This is a genomic window from Saltatorellus ferox, from assembly GCA_007751475.1.
GTDB lineage: Bacteria > Planctomycetota > UBA1135 > UBA1135.
This window is the reverse complement of the sequence record CP036434.1, coordinates 3662476-3679840: the sequence shown is the minus strand read 5'-3', so window position 1 is coordinate 3679840 and position 17365 is coordinate 3662476. Positions and strand designations below refer to the sequence as shown.

The window sequence follows — 17365 nt, the reverse complement described above, 5'->3', positions numbered from 1 at the left end:
TGGGGCTGGAGAGGGCGTCAGCGCTGACGCGGCGGCAGCACCGCGCGCTCGCCGATCGAGTGGCCGATGTAGGGGAGGAAGCGAGCCGGATCGCCCGCGCGGAAGGTGGCGCCGACGGGAAGCTCGACGAGCCCGTCGGCCGCGGCGGCGGCGATCAGGTCACCGCTTCCGTTCCAGCTCGCAGGGCGCAGACCGCCCGTCTCGATCGAGGCCGGCAGGAACAGGTGCCGACGTCCATCGTGGGAGTAGTCGCTGGCCATGGGAACCTCGATCCAGCGCGGGGCCCAGCCGCCGAGGAAATGCCCGAGCGCGGGGAACAGGAACAGGTGCGCGGTCGCGAGCACGCTAACCGGATTGCCGGGCAGGCCGATGAAGAGCGCGCCGTCGCCGCGCGCCGCCACGAGCACGGGTTTGCCGGGCTGCACCTGCACCTTGTGGAACACCGTCTCGAACCCGAGACGGTCGAGCATCGAGGGCACGAGGTCGTGGGTCCCCATGCTCACTCCGCCGGTCGTGACGATGATGTCGGCCGAGGCCGCCGCGTCCTCAAGAGCCCCTGCGAGTTCGCCCTCGTCGTCCCGCGCGTGGCGTCGCTGCACGTCCGCGCCGAGCGCGTCGAGGAGCCCATCGAGCAGAGGCCCGTTGCTGTCGCGGATCGCCGCAGCCCCGGTGCCGCCCACCTCGTCCCCGGTGGTGACAACCGACACCACCGGCCGCTGGAAGACCGCCGCATCCACGGCGCCCGCCATGGCGGCGACCGAGAGGTGCGCGGGCGCGAGCCGCGTCCCGCGGGCGACGAGCACATCCCCCGCGTGGGCGTCTTCTCCTCGCCAGGCGACGTTCCGTCCGGCGTCCGGCACATGATCGACCTCGACGGTCGCCTGCCCCTCCTCGAACGTGGTCCGCTCGATCGGAACCACCGTGGTCTCCGCGGGCGCGGGCGCACCGGTCATGATCCGGACCGCCTCGCCGGGGGCCAGCGTCCCCTCGAACGTGGTGCCCGCGGTCACGACGCCGCGGATCCGGAACGAGCGCTGCTGGCCGTCCAGGCAGACGGCGAACCCGTCCATGGTGGCCCGATCGAACCCGGGCTGGTCCTGGTCGATGGCGATGTCCTCGGCGAGCACGCGCCCGCGCGCTCGTGCGAGGGGAATCCGCTCGACCCGCGTGGCACGGGCCCCGACATCCAGGGCCGCCAGGGCCCGCACCGCTTCTTCAAAGGTCAACATGGCCGAAGACCATGCCAAATTCGGCCGCGGCCGTCCGCAACCGTTCGCCAGCGATGCGGGCGCTTCGATACTGTGTGCGATGGGTGACGCCTCGCCCGGTTATCGCTTCCAGTTCATCGCCCGGATAGCGCCGCTGCTCTCGATCAGCTCCAGCTTTCCGTCCACCAGCAGGATCCTGAACGTCGTCAGCGCCTCGTGCCGTATCGGATCCACCTGCAAGGCCGGATAGAGCTGCACCTCACCATCGATCAGGTCCCAGGTGCCACTCATGTTCTCTTCGAACTGACCGCAATAGCTATCCATGCGGAGCAGAAGAAAAGTGGCCTGGGGAGGATCACCCCGCTCATCGAGATTCAAGATCGTCGCGAAGAGTCCATCGTTGCAGCCGTGGGAGCCCAGTAGCGGCGCCCTTTCGGCAGCCGTCGACACCCACTCGACGGGCGCGCCCACCTCCTGGAAGGAAGTCAGGAGCGACCGGACTGGAGCCTCAGCAGCGACGGGCCCATCCATCCCTGAAGGAGGCGCCTCCTGGGAGCAGGCGGCGCAGAACAGAAGCGAGAGCAGCCGTACCGGGACCCAGCGGAGTGACGAAGCCCCTCTGCCCCAAACAGTGGTTGAGCGGCATGTCGTCATGATCGCGATACGCCCACGACTGCCCTGTGTTGGAATCCACCGGCTCGATTGTGGTCAAAGAGGTCCGAGCCCGCGACGACCTGATTCGCATCCAGCTCCCTGTGGAGCGAACGCTCCCCGAGGTGAAGGGTGGGGTGCTCGATCACTTCGGTCAGCCCGTTCCGAACGCGCGGGTCATGGTCAGCGAGGACCTTTTCCTGACGACTCATGGGAGCAGCACGTCCAGGAGCACAGATCCAGTGCTGACGGATGCCACTGGTGAGAGCCTGAGCAAGAATGGCTCTGGCTCGACGCGCATCCGCGATAGCAGATGCGCCAGGGACGACGAGCAAACTGCAAAATAGATTTTCCTCGGGCTGTGAACCTTCGCCCTCAGGTCAGTCATCCGCGCGGACCAGGCGGGAGCGGCCCAGAACGATCGCTTCCACGGCGCTGTCCGTCCGCTCCACCTCGACCTTCACGGGCGCTGCCCCGTCGTCGAAAAGGATTTCGCCGTCGGCCCCCTTGCAAAGTTGCGCCCACGTTACCGGAGCGTCGGCCGACGGCCCCCACCGGAGCGTGGCGCCCACGCGCCCGCCCTGGCTCGACACGACGAGGGTCTTGCCCTTCTCATCGCGGTAGGTCCCGAAGAGATCGGACGCCCAGCTGGCATCCAGGCCGCGAACGAGGCCATCGAGCTCACTCGCGAGTTCGCGCGTGGGCGCCGTTTCGAGATTCGACAGCACGATCACGCACGCATCACGTGCGGGGTAGCGCCTCATGTCGGAGCGGAACCCTCGGACAGAGCCGCTGTGAGAATGAACGATCTCGCCGTCCTCCTCGCGGACAAACCAGCCCAGGCCGTAGTCGCCGTGTCCTGGCTGGAACATCGCCTTCCGTGAGGACTCGTCCAGCACTTCGTCCGACGCCAGCACCCGGTCCCAGCGCCAGAGGTCCCAGACGTTGGTCACGACGCCTCCCATGCCCTGGTACTGATAGCCAAAGCTGCCGTAGGGATGGTCGAAGGCGGTACGCGGGGCTTCGCCGCCGTGCCCCGTGGCCACCGACACCCTGCGGCCGGGACGATCGCCGGTGAAGCCGGTCGAGGTCATGCCTGCGGGCTTGAAGAGCGCTTTGCGGCTGAAGTCGACAAAGCCTCGCCCCTTCATCTCATCGACGATCGCAGAGGCCAGTGCATAGCCCTGGTTCCAGTACTCGAAGCGAGTGCCCGGTTCGTGCATCGGGCCACCCCTGAGGAAGAACGGAAGCACGCGATCGACGTCTTTGCCCCCTCCCTGCGAATTCGTGCCAGGAATCCCCGACGTGTGCTGGAGCAGGTGCCGGATGGTGATTTTCTGGCATTCCTGGGGGACCTTCTTGAAGTGGTCGGCGATCGGATCGTCGAGGCTCAGCTTGGATTCCTGGGCCAGCACCAGCAGCGCCGCCGCGGTGAACTGCTTGCTGAGAGACGCAATCTCGAACACGGTGTTCGCCGTATTCGGCGGGCTCCCCTTCTTGGGTCCCGAAGCCCCCGCGCCCGAGGCGAAGACCACTTTTCCGCCGCTGGCGACCAGGACCGCGCCTGCAAATCCGCCTTCCTCCTGAGTCTTCACCGCGGCCTCGACGCGCCTGGCGAGGTCACCCTCTCCGACGAACCAAGGCACGTCCGCCACGGTTTCCTTTTCGGCAGGATCCTCCAGCGGAAGGCGGCGTGGCACCTCGCTGACCGAATTCGACGCCGAATTCGACACCGGGTCGGCCAGCACGGATGCCGCGCCAAGCCCGAAGGAAAGGCAGAGGGTCATCGAGGTCACAAGTCGTTCCATGTCGGGTCCTCCCTGGGTCGCAGATCGGACTCGGTCTCCTGGGCCGAATCCTCTTCCTGCTGGTAAGGACGAGTGAGCCGTCCGAACGGGCCACGCCGCCGGCGGTCTTCTTGGCTCAGGATGCCGAGGAACTCCGCGATCGGCGCTCGCCGTCAGACCGAAGGAACAGGCAGCGACGCTTCCGAAGGGATCGTGGCCACCAGCGGCACGTCCAGCGGAGCCAGCTCACCCCGCTCGGCCATCGAGCCGAGTTCGTCGCGGCTTACCCAGCGCACCTCGTCATGGGTTCCGTCGCGCGGTACGGCGACCGCGGATTCATCGGCGGGCCTCGCGGCGAAGGCCGTCAGACGAAGCGGTACCTCGCCGCCTTCACGCATCGAGGAGCCCAGCCGCTCCCCCACGACGATCGCGTAGCCGAGCTCTTCCTGGAACTCGCGCACGAGGCACACCGCAGCGGACTCGTTCTCCTCCAGCTTGCCGCCAGGGAACTCCCACTTGCCCGCGACGTCCGCGGGGCGCGTGCGGCGCGCGATCAGGATCTTGCCGTCCCGGGAGATCACGACCGCGGCGCAGACCTCGATCGGGGGGCCCGCTTGCCCCATCATTTTCGCGAGCGGCCGAGTGACCTCCCAGCCTTCCATCAGGGTCTTGAGCACCGCCATGATCGGCGTGGCGAGCAGCATCCCGACGATGCCCCAGATCTTGCCCCAGAAGACGAGCGCCAGCAGCACCACCGACGCGCGCAGGTCGAACGCATCGCCGAGGAGCTTGTTCTCCCAGATCTGACCGACGACGAACTGAATGGCGCCGGGGATCCCGAGGGCCAGCGCCATCGTCACGAGCGACGCGTCGTTCGACATCAGGACCGGGATCGGCAGCAGGACCGCGATCACCGAGCCAATGGTCGGGATGAAGTTGAGCAGGAACGTGAGCAGCCCGAACAGGACCGCGGCCGGCACCCCGATGGCCCACAGCGCCAAACCCACGAGCGTTCCCGTGACCGCCGACGTCAGCACCTTGACCGAGATGTACTTCTTGACCCGGGACTCGACGGTTCCGCTGACCGTCGCCGTGCCGTTCAACGAGGCGGGACTTCCGCGACCTCGCGTCCTGCCCTGCTCCACCAGCAGGAACATGAGGAAGATCAGGACCGTGATCCCCTGGGACAGGAAGCTGCCGAGCACGCCGACGAACTTCGGGATCAGCGCCTGGACCCCTTCCGTGAGCGTCTCCCACGTGGAATCGGGACCGGGGAACCAGCCAGGACGCACGGGCTTCCACGTCTCCGGATCGGAGAAGTTGACGCTTCCCACCTGATCCAGTGACTGCGCCACGACGGCCGCCAGGATCGCCAGCATGAGCGCCCCCAGCAGCATCGTGATCCCCACGGAAACCGGCCTCGACAGGCGCGTCTTCGCGCCCAGAAAGTCCACGACCGGCGCCAGCGCGATCGAGAAGAACACCGCCAGCGCGAAGGGGATCATCACCTCGCTCAAAGCCTGGAGCGCCGCGCCCGTCGCGATCGTCGCCAGCAAGAGCAGGCAGATCGTCTGGACACGGCGCTCCGTCATGAGCGGCTCGCCTTTCACGGTGTTGCCATTCACGGAGTCGCCATTCACGGAGTCATCGCGCACGGGTGGATGGCTAAGCGCTCAGACGAACGGCGTGATGCCGGGCTGGGCAACGGGCGGCACCGGGTTCGGGCCCCACTCGTACTTCGCAGGGGAGAGGTTCTCCTTGGACTCCAGCGCCTGGTTCCAGCTGATCTCCTGACCGGTGTAGGCCGAAAGTCGGCCCATCAAAGCGAGCAGCGTGGCCCGGCACATGATGTCGCCGTCGTGGATCGGCTTTCCGGCGCGGATCGACGCGAACATCTGATCGTGTTCGTTCTGGTACATGTTGTCGACGACGCCCTCTTCCGCGCGCCAGCGCCAGGGGTTCTGGCCCTCGACCTTGTGGCTCATGAGGTGCGCGGTACCGATCGTCCCGTAGACATGGTCCGACACGTCGCGGACGGCGCCGTTCCACTGGCGGCACGAGAAGAAGCCCTTCTTGTTGTCGCCGAAGTCGTAGACCGCGCTGAAGTGATCGAACACGTTGCCGAACTTGGGATCCGTGCGCACGATACGACCGCCCTGGGCCTTGACCTTGATCGGCGGCTTGTCGTCCATGGCCCAGATCATCTTGTCCAGGTTGTGGATCGCCTGCTCCGCGATGTGGTCGCCCGAGCACCACGTGTAGTAGAGCCAGTTGCGCACCTGATGCTCCATCTCGGTCCAGTCGGGCGAGGGCTCGCGGTACCAGAGTTCGCCGGTGTCGTAAGAACACTCGACCCCCATGACCTCGCCGATCGCGCCCTCGCGGATCTTCTCGATCGTCGCGCGCTTCTTGTTCTCGTAGCGATAGCAGAGGCCCGTCACGACCGCGATCCCCTTGTCCTTGGCGTCGTTGCAGGCCTGCCAGATACGCCGGAGACCCGGCGCGTCGACGGCCACCGGCTTCTCGACGAACATGTGCTTGCCCGCCTTGACTGCGTACTCGACCTGGGCCGGACGGAAGTGAGGCGTCGACGCGAAGAGCACGACGTCGCACATGTCGGTGATCTTCTCGTGGCAGTCGAAGCCCACGATCCGGTTCTCCGGCGGGACGTCGATCTGGTCCTTGATGTCCTCGACGTTCTTGAGGTTCGTGAGCGCTTTCTCGAGCTGGTCCTCGAAGACATCGCCCATCGCGACGAGCTTGACGTTCGGGTCCGCGCGCAGGGCGTTCGTCGCCGCGCCGCTACCCCGGCCGCCGCATCCGATGAGGCCGACGCGCAGCACCTTGGTGGCGTCGCTCTCCTGGGCTCGCTCGCCGCTCGCCATTCCGGCGGTCGCCGCGAGCGCGGTCGCGGCACTCGCCGCGCGCAGCACGTCGCGGCGGGACTGGCCGGAGCCAGCAGCGCCACCTGCGGAGGAAGAGATGGACGGGGACGGAACTTCTGGTCGCGCGTTGTCTGTCGTCATTCTTTTGATGATGCGGGATGGGGCGTCAAGAGACGCACACCATCGTGCGGGAAGGTTGGCCCGACGCAAGGATCCGTTTCGAGAGACCCGAAGAAGATCCCGCATCGGAGTCGATCGTCGACGGGATTGGAAAGGCCTTCGTAAAGTAACGGCGCCGCAGCGCCCTCGCCGAGGACCGTGAGCGCCGTGGCGAACGCGTCTGCCTCGGCGGCGCTGGCCGCGGTCATCACGGCGGCTCGGGGACCCGGAAGTGCTCGCCCGGAGCGCGGATCGAGGATATGCCCGAAGCGCGACACGGAGACGGATCCCTCGACCACGAGCGCCGACGGCGGATCGCCCCAGAGGACGCCGCCCTGGTACGCGTCCCCCGAGGTCGCGATCGCGCCGCGCGAGAGGAGAAAGCGAAGCGTAGGCCCCGCCGGATCGTCTCCGAACGGCCGCACCTCGACCTTCCAGCCATCGCTTGCCGGCGGCGGCCCGAGAGCCGCGAGGTCCCCACCGCCATCCATGAGAGCGTGCAGGACGCCGCGCGAGGCCAGCTCACGAAGGGCCTCGTCCACGGCCACTCCCTTGGCGATTCCGCCGAAATCGAGCCGCATTCCCGCCATTCGAAGCCGAACGCCGAGCTCGTCTCCTTCCTCGCGAAGCTCCACGAGCTGCCTCCAGCCCACTGCTCCCATCGCACGATCCCACGTCGCGGCCTCCGGCCACTCGTGCTGTCGCAGCGATCTTCGCCAGAGCTTCGAAGCCGGACCGATCGTCGCGTCGAAGGCCCCCTCGGTCGCCTTGCAGGCCTCATCCGCCGCTCGGATCACGAGCGCCAGATCCTCGCTCACCGTCACCCACTCGCCGACCCTCGAGACGAGCTCACGCGCCTCGCTCTTCGGGTCGTAGTCCGTGGCCACACGCTCGATCTCGTCGATCCGCCGAAAGGCCTCCGTCGCGGCTGCGGCACCGAGTTCCGCGGTCTCGCCGAAGAGGACCAGCTGGAACAGGGTCCCCATGGCGATGTGCTCGAACTCCATGCGCACCAGCTCCGACGCGCCCGCGGATCGACCTGCCCTTTTCGCCGCGCGCCCGTCGCTAGAACAGGACAGAAACACGGCGAGGAGCAGCACGGTCCAGACCGCTGGTTTCCCCAAGTCCACCTGAGACGGATCGAGAGCGATTGCGGCTGAACCATGGCATGGACGGGTCATCGCCCTACACTACCGAGCAGGCATCCATCCGCCGAAAACGTAGCCAGAACTCCATGACCCTCTCCCAACCTGGACGCGAGAACGCTCGTTCCGCCGTCCCCCGAGCGCTCCTCATCGGAGCGCTCCTGACCACCTCCACCGCCGCCTTCGCCCGGACGCTTCCGCGGCCCGACGTCTCGCAGGACACCGAGAAGAAGGAGACGTCGGTGTACCCGACCGCTCCCGCCACCGCGCCTCCCGCCACGAAGGTCGAGAACTCCGAGCCCGGACCCGGCGGCGAGATGAAGCCGTACGCAGAGGTCATCACTGGCACGGACGTCACCTTCGAGATGCTGCCCATCCCCGGGGGCACGTTCCTCATGGGGAGCCCCGAGGACGAGGAGGACCGCAAGGCATGGGAAGGCCCGCAGATCCCCGTGCGTGTCTCACCCTTCTGGATGAGCCAGCACGAGGTCCGCTGGAACGAGTACAGCCTCTTCATGGACAGCCTCGACAAGCGTCGGCGCGAGCAGAATCAGGAGGATCCCGCCACCCAGGACGCCTGGGCCGACGCCGTCAGCCGTCCGACCCCGCCGTACGTCCCCATGGACTTCGACATGGGCACCGACGGCTACCCCGCGATCTCCATGACGCAGTTCGCGGCGAAGCAGTACACCAAGTGGCTCTCAATGAAGACGGGCCGCTTCTATCGCCTGCCCACCGAGGCAGAGTGGGAGTACGCGTGCCGCGCGGGCACCACGACGCCGTTCTCCTTCGAGGCCGACGCCGTCAACGAGCACGCCTGGTGGTTCGACAACTGCGAGGGCCAGTACCAGCCGCCCGGCCAGCTCAAGCCCAACGCCTTCGGTCTCTACGACATGCACGGCAACGTCTGTGAGTGGTGCCTCGATGCCTTCACGAAGGACGGGTACCAGCACCTGCTCGTGGACGGCAAGGTCCCGAGCGAACCCGTGCTCGACCCCCTCAACTGGCCGACCACTCTTTACCCACGCGTCGCGCGCGGTGGACACTGGGACGACGATCCGGATCGCCTGCGCTCCGCGGCCAGGCGCGGCTCCAGCGAGAACTGGAAGGTCCAGGATCCCCAGCTGCCCAAGAGCATCTGGTACCACACCGATGCCCAGTGGCTCGGCATCCGCCTCGTGCGCCCGCTCAACCCGCCGCCCTTCTCGGAGTGGTCGAAGTACCACGACGCGAACCTCGAGGAGATCGAGGTCATCCAGGCGCGGCAGCGCACGGGCAAGCGATAGCTCTTCCGCGGCGTGCGCTGTCGCCGCTCTCTCCACTCCCATCGGTTCCTCCCTCTAAAGCCCCCGAGACATCCATGACTCAGCCCCAAGACTCTCCTCTTCACCACGCGCAACCAGGCGGCCTGCCGCGACGCACCCTGCTCCGCGGCGCCGGCGTCGCCGCCGCGGCGAGCATGATGCCCTCCACGTTCGGTCGTCAGGGCGGAGCCGCGGGTGATGCAGAGCTGCGGATCGCGCTGATCGGCTGCGGTGGCCGCGGGACGGGAGCCGCCTCCCAGGCCCTCCGCGCTGCGGGGAACGCCCGATTGGTCACGATGGCCGACGCCTTCGAGGACCGCATGGAGAGTTCGATCCAGAGCCTGAAGAACGAGCATCCCGGCAAGATCGACGTCCCCGCCGAGCGCAAGCACGTGGGCTTCGACGCCTTCAAGAAGGCGATCGACGAGGACATCGACGTCGTGGTGATGGCCACGCCGCCCGGTTTCCGCCCCGCGCACTTCGAGTACGCCGTCGAGAAAGGCAGGCACGTATTCATGGAGAAGCCGGTCGCCGTCGACGGCCCGGGCATCCGCCAGGTCCTCGCCGCCGCCGACGCCGCCAAGGCGAAGAATCTCTGCGTCGGTGTCGGCCTGCAGCGTCACCACAGCTACAAGTACCAGGAGACGATCAAGGCCATCGAAGATGGCGCGATCGGCCGCCCGGTCATGGCGCGCGTGTACTGGAACAGCGCGGGCGTCTGGGTTCGACCGCGCGAGGCGGACCAGACCGAGATGACCTACCAGATGCGCAACTGGTACTACTTCAACTGGCTCTGCGGCGACCACATCGTCGAGCAGCACATCCACAACCTCGACGTCGGCAACTGGATGATGGGCGGCGTGCCCGTCAAGGCCCAGGGAATGGGCGGCCGACTGGTGCGCACGGGCAAGGAGTACGGTGAGATCTACGACCACCACGCCGTCGAGTACACCTACGAGAACGGTGCGAAGATGATCAGCCAGTGTCGCCACATGCCGGGCACCAAGGCGACGGTGAACGAGTTCGGCGAGGGATCCGAGGGCGCGGTCGACTTCGGCCGCGGGTCGATCACCCACTACGGCGGATCGAAGTGGCGCTTCGAGGGCCAGGACTCGGACCACTACCAGCGCGAGCACGACGTCCTCTTCGACGCGATCCGCACCGGCAAGGAGCACAACGAAGCCGTGAACGGCGCCCATGCCACGCTGACCGCCATCCTCGGCCGCATGTGCACGTACAGCGGCCAGGAGATCTCCTGGGAGAAGGCGCTGAACTCGACGCGCCGCCTCTCGCCCGACATGGACCTCGACAAGCTCACCTGGGACACGATGCCCAAGTCGCTTCCGGGCAAGGACGGCTTCTACCCGATCCCGATGCCGGGCCAGTACGAGATCATCTGATCCGAGCGTCTGACCGAAGGATCCTTGCTTCTCCTCGTCCTGGCCTCGCTCCTGTGGTCGGTGTCCTTCGCACTCATCAAGTCGAGCGGCATCCACCCGGACGTCTTGAGCGCCGCGCGCCTCGGGCTCGCGGCGCTCTTGTTCGTGCCTCTTCTCGTGCGCGGGAGGCAGCGGACGAACGCCATGGAAGCGTCGAGCCTCGCCTGGAAGCTCATCGGGATCGGCGCCATCCAGTTCGGACTGATGTACGTGCTCGTGATGCGCAGCTACGCGTTTCTCGCGGGGCACGAAGTGGCCCTGCTGACGGTGACCACCCCCATCTTCATCGTGCTCTTCGAGGCGCTGCTCGCTCGGCGGGTGGCGGCGCGGGCCGTACTGGCCGCGTGGATGGCCGTGGCCGCCGCGCTCGTCCTTCGCTGGCCGGAGGAGGGCGGGCTCGGCGGGCTCGACTCCTCGGGCCTTCTCCTGGTCGGCGCGGCGAATGCCGCCTGGGCTCTGGGCCAGATCCTCTATCGACGCGTGGCTCCACCGGGCGCCGAGCCCGGAGCCCGGCTCCCGCTCCGCCTCTTCGGCTGGATGTATGTGGGCGCCGTGGCGGTCGCAGGCCCCTGGGCAGCGCTTCATACATCGGCCGCCGACTGGCAGCTGGACCAGAGTCAGTCCTGGAAGGTGCTCTACCTCGGCCTCGTTCCTTCCGGCCTCGCGTTCTACCTCTGGAACCGTGGCGCGGTCGATGTCGGCGTCGGTGCGCTCGCGGTCATGAACAACCTGAAGGTCCCGCTCGCCGTGGCCGTCGCGCTGGCCCCGCCCTTCTCCGAATCCTTCGACGGCGCGAGGCTCGGTCTCTCTGCTGTCCTGCTCACCCTTGCGCTGGGCGTCGCCACCTGGCGAAGTGGACCCCATGCGACCGGAAGCACAAGACCCTGATCCGACCCCGGCCCCCCAGTCCGGCGAAGGGACTCCCCGCACGACCGGCGCCACGTCGCGGGTTCATCGAAGGCCGCTAGGAGCCCTCGGCGAGAACGTCTCCGCCTTCGGCCTCGGCTGCGGGCCCCTGGCTCGCCTCGGCGACCACGCCGATTGGAAGGGCACGCTCGACGCTGCCATGGGCTGCGGTATCGACGTCGTCGACATGGCCCCGCGCGAATTTCGCGCTCACTCCGAGGAGATGCTCGGTCGCGTCATGAATGATCGCCGCGACGATCTCTTTCTGTCCACCCGATGCACGCCTCTGGACGGCAAGCCGTTCGACACGAGCGAAAAGGCAGTCCGCGAGCAGCTGGAGGCGAGCCTGCGGCGCTTGCGCACCGATCGAATCGATCTGTACCAGGTCCACGACGTCGAGACGGCGAACGCCAGGCGACTGCTGGAGATCACGCTCCCCGCCCTTGTGGCGGCACGGGAGCGAGGCGAGGTCCGCTACATCGGCGCCTCCGGCAACTCGCTCGACCTCTTGCGGGAGATCCTCATCACCTTTCCGGTGGACGCGATCCTCTCGTACTCGCGCTTCGACCTCGCGAACGCCGACCTCGCGGAAGCCGTCTTGCCCGCCGCCGAAGAGCGCGGCATCGCCGTCATTAACGCGTCTCCCCTTCACATGGGGCTGCTTTCGAATCCGGAGCACGCGCGCGAAGTCGCGGCGGCGGACAGGCCAGCGGGCGCTGCGGCCGAGCACGCGTTCGAGATCGCCTCGAGGGCGGGGACCGACCTGCCGCGCCTGGCGCTGGAGTTCGCCGCGCAGGAGCCACGGATCGCCTGCACGCTCGTCGGCTGCGAGAACGCGCGGGAGGTCCTGGCCAACGTGCAAGCGTTCGAGAGCACACCCACCGAGCTGGAGCGCCGCGCTATCGAAGAGATCCGCGCAGGGTTTCACGCGGCCGAGATCGCGTGAAGTAGAGGCCGAGCACGAGGAAGAGCGCGTAGACGGGCGCCATCGCCCGGAAGACCAGCATCGCGCTTGGGGCGGACGCGGCGCCGGGCCCCGCGCGGGCCCCGATTCTCCACAGCGCCCACGCGGCGGGCAGGAGCCACAGAATCACCAGAATGCGGGCCCACCAGGGGTGCTGGAGCGATCGCCCGAGGGATACGCGCGACGCGAGGACCCAGGCGGCCACGGCGAGGCCGAGCCCCGCGTGGAAGAGCGTCGATCCCACCTCGCCCAGCCGTGGGTCGAGCTGCCTGTCGGCCTGCAGCGTCCTCCACTCGGTGGCGACCTCGCGATCGCCCGTCGAAGCGCGACTCGACTCCGCGCCGGCGATCGACGCGCCAGAAGAGGCTTCGCCGAAGGGGAGCCCCGGCGGCGGAATCTGAGGCCGCATGGGAGGGGGCGCGTTCTCGCGCGCGACGAGCCCCTCGAACACCAGGAACAGGCCGCCGACGCCCATCAGCAGGGCGACGACCACAGGCGTCAGTCGGTCAGCCAATCGAAGCTCTCCAGGACGTCGCCCCGCGGCGCCGCCTGGATCAGCAGCGTCATGCGAAAGCGCCGGAGCTTCGGCGTGTCCTTCCCGGCTCCGCTGGCCGCCCTGAGCTGCCGGTCGAGACCGGCGACCGGCATCAACCAGGACACCAGGTGGACGCGAATTCCGTCGGTCCCCTCGCCGGTCGGCTGCGCCGTGGCGAGCTTCCACTCGTGCACGGCCTCCGGCGCGTTCAGCCCGCCCGCAGCCCCGTCGAGTCCAGCGCTTTCCCAGCCGCGCGTTTCCTCGCGCAGGAAACGGCTGGCCGATCGGTCGGCGCGCAGCCGGAAGAGCGGCGGTAGGACGCCTTCCTTCATGCAAGCTTCGGCTTCCGTGCGGAGGCCTGCGCGCGCCGCGTCATCGGCGCTCGCCGCCGTCATGCGCTCGACGAACGCGTGGTGCCTGCAACAGGAAACGCTTCCCACGCGGTGGGTCCCTGGTACGGCGAGTTCGTCCGACGAGTCGTCGCGCCCGGAACTCGAGAGTCCAGAATCCGACAACCCAGAATCCGAAAGGCCAGCACTCGGGCGAGCCGGCCCGAAGCAAGGCCCGAGCACCAAGGCAGCGGCGGGTCCGGCGTTGAGCGCGCTCTCCTTCAGTAGCTCGGTGTAGGCACAATCGCCGAGCACGGCGGAGTTGCGCGAGAAGATCGCGGGCTCGATCTCCGCCAGCGCCATCGGTGGGGTCAGGCGAACAGGTGCGCCGGGCGACTTCCGTGCGACGCTGGATCCAACAGCTGTAACCCGGGAGGCGAGGCCCGCTCGCCTGGCACGGCCTTCGGCACCGGACACAGGCTCCGGGGGAGCGATCAGGTCCGGGGCCAGATGGGTCGCGACCCTTTCGACCTCCGCCGTGGCGACCTCGACGGGAGCGAGTTCGTCCTCGACCGTCGAGGGTGACGTCGACAGCGCGCTGGAGAAGCCTGCGACCGAGGGACCGCTTCGATCCTGTGCGACGCTGTGGGTCGCTGGGCGACTCGCCGCGTGAACGACGGGCGTGAGGTCGACTGCGTCCTCGGTGGACCGGAGCAGGGTCGTGGCGATCGCGGCACCCGCCAGTCCGAGGAGGAGTCCACCCGCCGTGGAGATCAGCGCGCCCCCGGAAAAGGCACTGCGAGAAGAGGCACCGCCAGAAGAAGCACCGCGAGGAGTCCCAGCCACCACCGAGTGACCCGGCACTTCCAGCTTCCTGGTGCTGACCACGGCGACGCGAGTATCGAGATGACGCTCGAGAGACTCGTGGTCTTCGCGAAGTGTCGTGATGACTTCACGAAGCCTCTGGATCTCCTGCTCCAGCTCGATGGCCCATGGCCGATCCACGGCCCTCCATTCATCGGGAGCGACCGCAGACGGCTCGGTGGGATCGGGCGGCGTCGCTGCTTCGCCAGGGGGCGCCGGAGTCCTGGGAGCGGCACCTGTCAGGAAGTGCCGCGGGCCGGTGAACACGCCGCGCGCCTCCAGGGAGCCCCGGATACAGTCGATGTCGATGGACTCGACGAGGGCCTCCAGATCCGCGAGCAGGACGAGCCGGATCTCCGCGCCGCCTCGCCAGCCGGTCCTCGCCGACAGCTCTTCGGTCTCGATCCATGCCGCGATCTGACGGTGGGCCACACGCGCCGCGTCAGCTGCCTCTCCCGCCGTCAGCCAGATCGTATCCGACCCAGGTTCCACCGCGCCCCTGCGCGCGCCCGCACCCCGGCTCGCCGCGTGGTGGGCGGCTGAAGGGGCTTCGGATCCGCGGAGAGGGCTGCTGTTGGCCATGTCTATGGTGTAGCGAATCGAGGCAGGAAAGGTCCAGAGGGGAATGGCGAAGCCAGGTGTGACTCCGCGCACCTCGTATCCGCGCTCAGCGACCTCCGGGGGCGCGATTCGGGTGAACTTTGGCCCGCATTCGAGGATCGCCGCGGAGGAGCCCGCCCGATCCGCCGGAATGACGCATGATGAAGGTGCAGGAAGCGACCGAACCGCGTCCCGCGTTCTCTCCGCCCCCTCCCATTCTGAATCCGACATGAACCGCAGCCTCTTCCAGGTTCTTGGAGCCGCACTCCTGGCTTCCACCGCCGCCGCCCAGGGCACCCCGCTCCCCTTCACGATCGACGCCCCTGCGTCTCAGTTCACGTTCTCCGGCACGACCTCGCTGGGACCCGTGGTCGGCAACCCCAACACCTTCGGAATCTCTGGTCTCGTGGAAGCTGAGCTGGCCGCCGGCCTGACCGGTCCCATCGGGTCGATCCGCCTGACGGGCGGCGGTAGCGCCGTCGTCAGCCCCGACATCAACGCGTCCATCCCGAATCCGCTACCGTTCTTGCCCCCGCTCGCGCAGATCTCGATCACGGGTCTCTCGCTGGCTCTCGAGTCCGCGACCCTTCCCGTGGGCCCAACGGGGGCCTTCTCTGGAACCTCGTTCGCGACGTTCCTCTCGGGCACCGTCCAGATCACGCCCCTCGGCCAGTCGACGACCACCACCGACCTCACGGGCGCCCAGACGAACCCCCAGCCCATCACCGGCATGGTCTCGGCCGCGAACCAGATCATCACCCTCACGGCGCCGCTCAACATCAGCTTCACCGAGGTCGACCCGGCCACGGGCCTCTCCGCCACGATCGACCTGATGGGAACCCTTCTAGCGACCCACACGATCCCCCAGCCGGTGAACTACTGCACGGCCGTCGCCAACTCCACGGGCATCGCCGCCGCGATCGGCACGACCGGAAACTCCGGGCTGAACGGCGGCAACCTCGCCCTCACAGCGTCCGCGCTTCCCCAGAACTCGCTCGGGTTCTTCCTGTTCGCCGAGGGCCAGGCCTTCGTCCCGATGTTCGGCGGCAGCGCCGGCAACCTTTGCCTCGGCGGCCAGCTGTTCCGCCTCTCGAACTTCGTCCAGTCGTCCGGCGGCTCGGGCCAGGTCGCGCTCCCGATGCCCTACGGCGGACTGCCGGGTGGCCAGGCGTTCGACATCGGCGATCAGTGGAACTTCCAGTACTGGTTCCGCGACCAGAACGGCGGCGTCCCCACGTCCAACACGACCGACGCGATCACCCTCGTTTTCGCACCCTGATCGGAACGAAACGCGCCTGACCCGTCAGTCGCGCAGGTCCCCGAGCGCTCGCTTCCACCAGGGAGCGGGCGTGCTTTCTTTTTCGCTGGGTTCGGCGGCGGGAGCGGGCCTTTCGCCGGACGCCTCCAGGCGAGCCAGAGCTGCCTTCAGGGCTTCATCGTGCCTCTCCAGCGTCTCCTCCAGCTGCTGGCGGAAGGCCTCTCGTTCCGCCTCGCTGACGCTCCGCTCCTGCGCCAGCGCTTCCCGCGCAGAGTCGCCGAGCGCCTCGGCGGCGCGCAGCCGCAGCTCCAGCGCTTCGTTCCGCACGCGTCGCTCTTCGACGTCGGCCGCGAGCCGCTCGGCCGCCTCGTCCGTCACCTGCCTGGTCAGCTCCCGCGTGAGCGCCTCGGTCTCGCTCAGCTGCAGCGCGCGCGCCTCGGCGAGACGGGCCTCCAGGGCCGCGATCTGGGCCGCCTGGGCTTCACGCTCGGACTTGAGGAGCTCTCGCTCTTCCTCGCGCGCGGTCTCCATCGCAGCGGACATGGACCCAGCCAGACTCGCCATGGACGCGTCGAGCGACTCACGCATACGCGCCGTGCGCTCCTCGAAGTCGGACTGCAGGACGCCGAGTTCCTCGCGGGCCGCAGCCCGGACGGTGGACGGCAGGCGGAACGCGAGAATCGCGAGCGCCACCCCGAAGACGCCGAGGGTGGCGGCGGCCATCCACGCGATCGGCCGTCGCTCGTCGCGGCGCTCGAGGTCGAGGACCCGACGCTGCGCCATCAGCAGACTGGCGGTGCTGGCCTGGCGTTCGCGCTCGGCGAGGTCGAGGCGGGTCTCCAGGTCCTGACAGAGCTCGATCAGCGCGTTCCGGTCCGCGCCCGAAGCACGGACGGCGCCGGCGATGCTGTCGTCGGCGCCCAGGGAATTCACGCGGGAATCCACGCGGGCCGGAACCGTGCTCTCCGACGGTTCTTCGGGATCCGGCTCGGCCGGGGGGCCGGCGGCGCCGGGCCGGAGCTTCGGGTAAAGATCGGCGAGGTCCATGAGCCGGACGATCCGATTCCCGGCGCGACCGCCCTGGCCTGTCTCGAAGAGCAGGCTCCCGTCGTCGAGCTGCGCCTCGAGGGTCGCCAGCGGCACACCCGCGAGCGCGGCCGCCTCGGCGACCGTCAGAGGCGAGGCTGGATCGAGACCGTGGGCCGCCGCCGGTTCGCGGGTCCCCTGGTCGCCGTTGCCTCTCGATTGCCCCATGGCCCAAGCATAGGAAGACCGTTCCCCGCATCTCAACTGCGATCAGGCCCGATCTCGGGGCCGATCCAGAGGCGGGA

14 protein-coding genes are annotated in these 17365 nt (G+C 68.2%); 5 read left to right on the top strand and 9 right to left on the bottom strand.

Annotated features, from left to right (window positions below):
* Positions 1–17 precede the first annotated feature (17 nt).
* From Poly30_RS13175 to Poly30_RS13150, 6 genes are all read right to left on the bottom strand, one after another.
* Entirely contained in the window at positions 18–1229 is a 1212-nt protein-coding gene (locus tag Poly30_RS13175) for a molybdopterin molybdotransferase MoeA (RefSeq protein ID WP_145198011.1), read from the bottom strand.
* Positions 1230–1328: 99 nt separating this feature from the next.
* Entirely contained in the window at positions 1329–1679 is a 351-nt protein-coding gene (locus Poly30_RS13170; protein ID WP_145198009.1) for a hypothetical protein, read from the bottom strand.
* A 560-nt stretch (positions 1680–2239) separates the two neighbouring features.
* A complete protein-coding gene (locus Poly30_RS13165) occupies positions 2240–3667 on the bottom strand; it encodes a serine hydrolase domain-containing protein (protein WP_145198007.1) in 1428 nt (475 codons plus the stop codon).
* A 152-nt stretch (positions 3668–3819) separates the two neighbouring features.
* On the bottom strand, positions 3820–5301 hold the full coding sequence (locus tag Poly30_RS13160) for an AI-2E family transporter (protein WP_145198005.1): 1482 nt from the start codon (positions 5299–5301) through the stop codon (positions 3820–3822).
* A gap of 18 nt (positions 5302–5319) precedes the next feature.
* A complete protein-coding gene (locus Poly30_RS13155) occupies positions 5320–6672 on the bottom strand; it encodes a Gfo/Idh/MocA family protein (RefSeq protein ID WP_145198004.1) in 1353 nt (450 codons plus the stop codon).
* Positions 6669–7814: an FAD:protein FMN transferase gene (locus Poly30_RS13150; RefSeq protein WP_419191334.1), complete on the bottom strand. Its 1146-nt coding sequence runs from the start codon at positions 7812–7814 to the stop codon at positions 6669–6671. The genes Poly30_RS13155 and Poly30_RS13150 overlap by 4 nt, the downstream gene beginning before the upstream one ends.
* A gap of 110 nt (positions 7815–7924) precedes the next feature.
* On the opposite strand from Poly30_RS13150, the gene Poly30_RS13145 reads away from it, so the two are divergent.
* From Poly30_RS13145 to Poly30_RS13130, 4 genes are all read left to right on the top strand, one after another.
* The gene (locus Poly30_RS13145; RefSeq protein WP_145198000.1) at positions 7925–9121 is read left to right on the top strand and encodes a formylglycine-generating enzyme family protein; all 1197 of its coding nucleotides are present in this window, start codon (positions 7925–7927) and stop codon (positions 9119–9121) included.
* Between the two features lie 74 nt (positions 9122–9195).
* Entirely contained in the window at positions 9196–10539 is a 1344-nt protein-coding gene (locus tag Poly30_RS13140) for a Gfo/Idh/MocA family protein (protein WP_145197998.1), read from the top strand.
* A gap of 24 nt (positions 10540–10563) precedes the next feature.
* Positions 10564–11466, top strand: a complete 903-nt coding sequence (locus Poly30_RS13135; protein WP_145197996.1) for an EamA family transporter — start codon at positions 10564–10566, stop codon at positions 11464–11466.
* On the top strand, positions 11441–12430 hold the full coding sequence (locus Poly30_RS13130) for an aldo/keto reductase (RefSeq protein ID WP_145197994.1): 990 nt from the start codon (positions 11441–11443) through the stop codon (positions 12428–12430). The genes Poly30_RS13135 and Poly30_RS13130 overlap by 26 nt, the downstream gene beginning before the upstream one ends.
* On the opposite strand, the gene Poly30_RS13125 is transcribed toward Poly30_RS13130, so the two are convergent.
* Positions 12384–12962: a hypothetical protein gene (locus tag Poly30_RS13125; protein ID WP_145197992.1), complete on the bottom strand. Its 579-nt coding sequence runs from the start codon at positions 12960–12962 to the stop codon at positions 12384–12386. The two genes, Poly30_RS13130 and Poly30_RS13125, sit on opposite strands and share 47 nt — an antisense overlap.
* On the bottom strand, positions 12947–14758 hold the full coding sequence (locus tag Poly30_RS13120) for a hypothetical protein (RefSeq protein WP_145197990.1): 1812 nt from the start codon (positions 14756–14758) through the stop codon (positions 12947–12949). Before Poly30_RS13120 ends, Poly30_RS13125 begins: the two co-directional genes overlap by 16 nt.
* 247 nt (positions 14759–15005) lie before the next feature.
* Between Poly30_RS13120 and Poly30_RS13115 the strand changes: the two genes are divergently transcribed.
* Positions 15006–16055, top strand: coding sequence for a hypothetical protein (locus tag Poly30_RS13115; RefSeq protein ID WP_145197988.1), 1050 nt, complete (start codon positions 15006–15008; stop codon positions 16053–16055).
* Between the two features lie 24 nt (positions 16056–16079).
* Here the strand turns inward: Poly30_RS13115 and Poly30_RS13110 are convergent, their stop codons facing one another.
* Positions 16080–17288 (bottom strand): hypothetical protein, encoded by a 1209-nt coding sequence (locus tag Poly30_RS13110; protein ID WP_145197986.1) that lies wholly within the window; start codon positions 17286–17288, stop codon positions 16080–16082.
* Positions 17289–17365 lie beyond the last annotated feature (77 nt).

Bases quoted from the DNA above. Each gene is read 5' to 3' on its own strand.
- Poly30_RS13165 (WP_145198007.1), bottom strand. From the start codon at position 3,667: ATGGAACGACTTGTGACCTCGATGACCCTCTGCCTTTCCTTCGGGCTT.
- Poly30_RS13145 (WP_145198000.1), top strand. From the start codon at position 7,925: ATGACCCTCTCCCAACCTGGACGCGAGAACGCTCGTTCCGCCGTCCCC.
- Poly30_RS13115 (WP_145197988.1), top strand. From the start codon at position 15,006: ATGAACCGCAGCCTCTTCCAGGTTCTTGGAGCCGCACTCCTGGCTTCC.
- Poly30_RS13140 (WP_145197998.1), top strand. From the start codon at position 9,196: ATGACTCAGCCCCAAGACTCTCCTCTTCACCACGCGCAACCAGGCGGC.
- Poly30_RS13175 (WP_145198011.1), bottom strand. From the start codon at position 1,229: ATGTTGACCTTTGAAGAAGCGGTGCGGGCCCTGGCGGCCCTGGATGTC.
- Poly30_RS13155 (WP_145198004.1), bottom strand. From the start codon at position 6,672: ATGACGACAGACAACGCGCGACCAGAAGTTCCGTCCCCGTCCATCTCT.
- Poly30_RS13120 (WP_145197990.1), bottom strand. From the start codon at position 14,758: ATGGCCAACAGCAGCCCTCTCCGCGGATCCGAAGCCCCTTCAGCCGCC.
- Poly30_RS13130 (WP_145197994.1), top strand. From the start codon at position 11,441: ATGCGACCGGAAGCACAAGACCCTGATCCGACCCCGGCCCCCCAGTCC.
- Poly30_RS13110 (WP_145197986.1), bottom strand. From the start codon at position 17,288: ATGGGGCAATCGAGAGGCAACGGCGACCAGGGGACCCGCGAACCGGCG.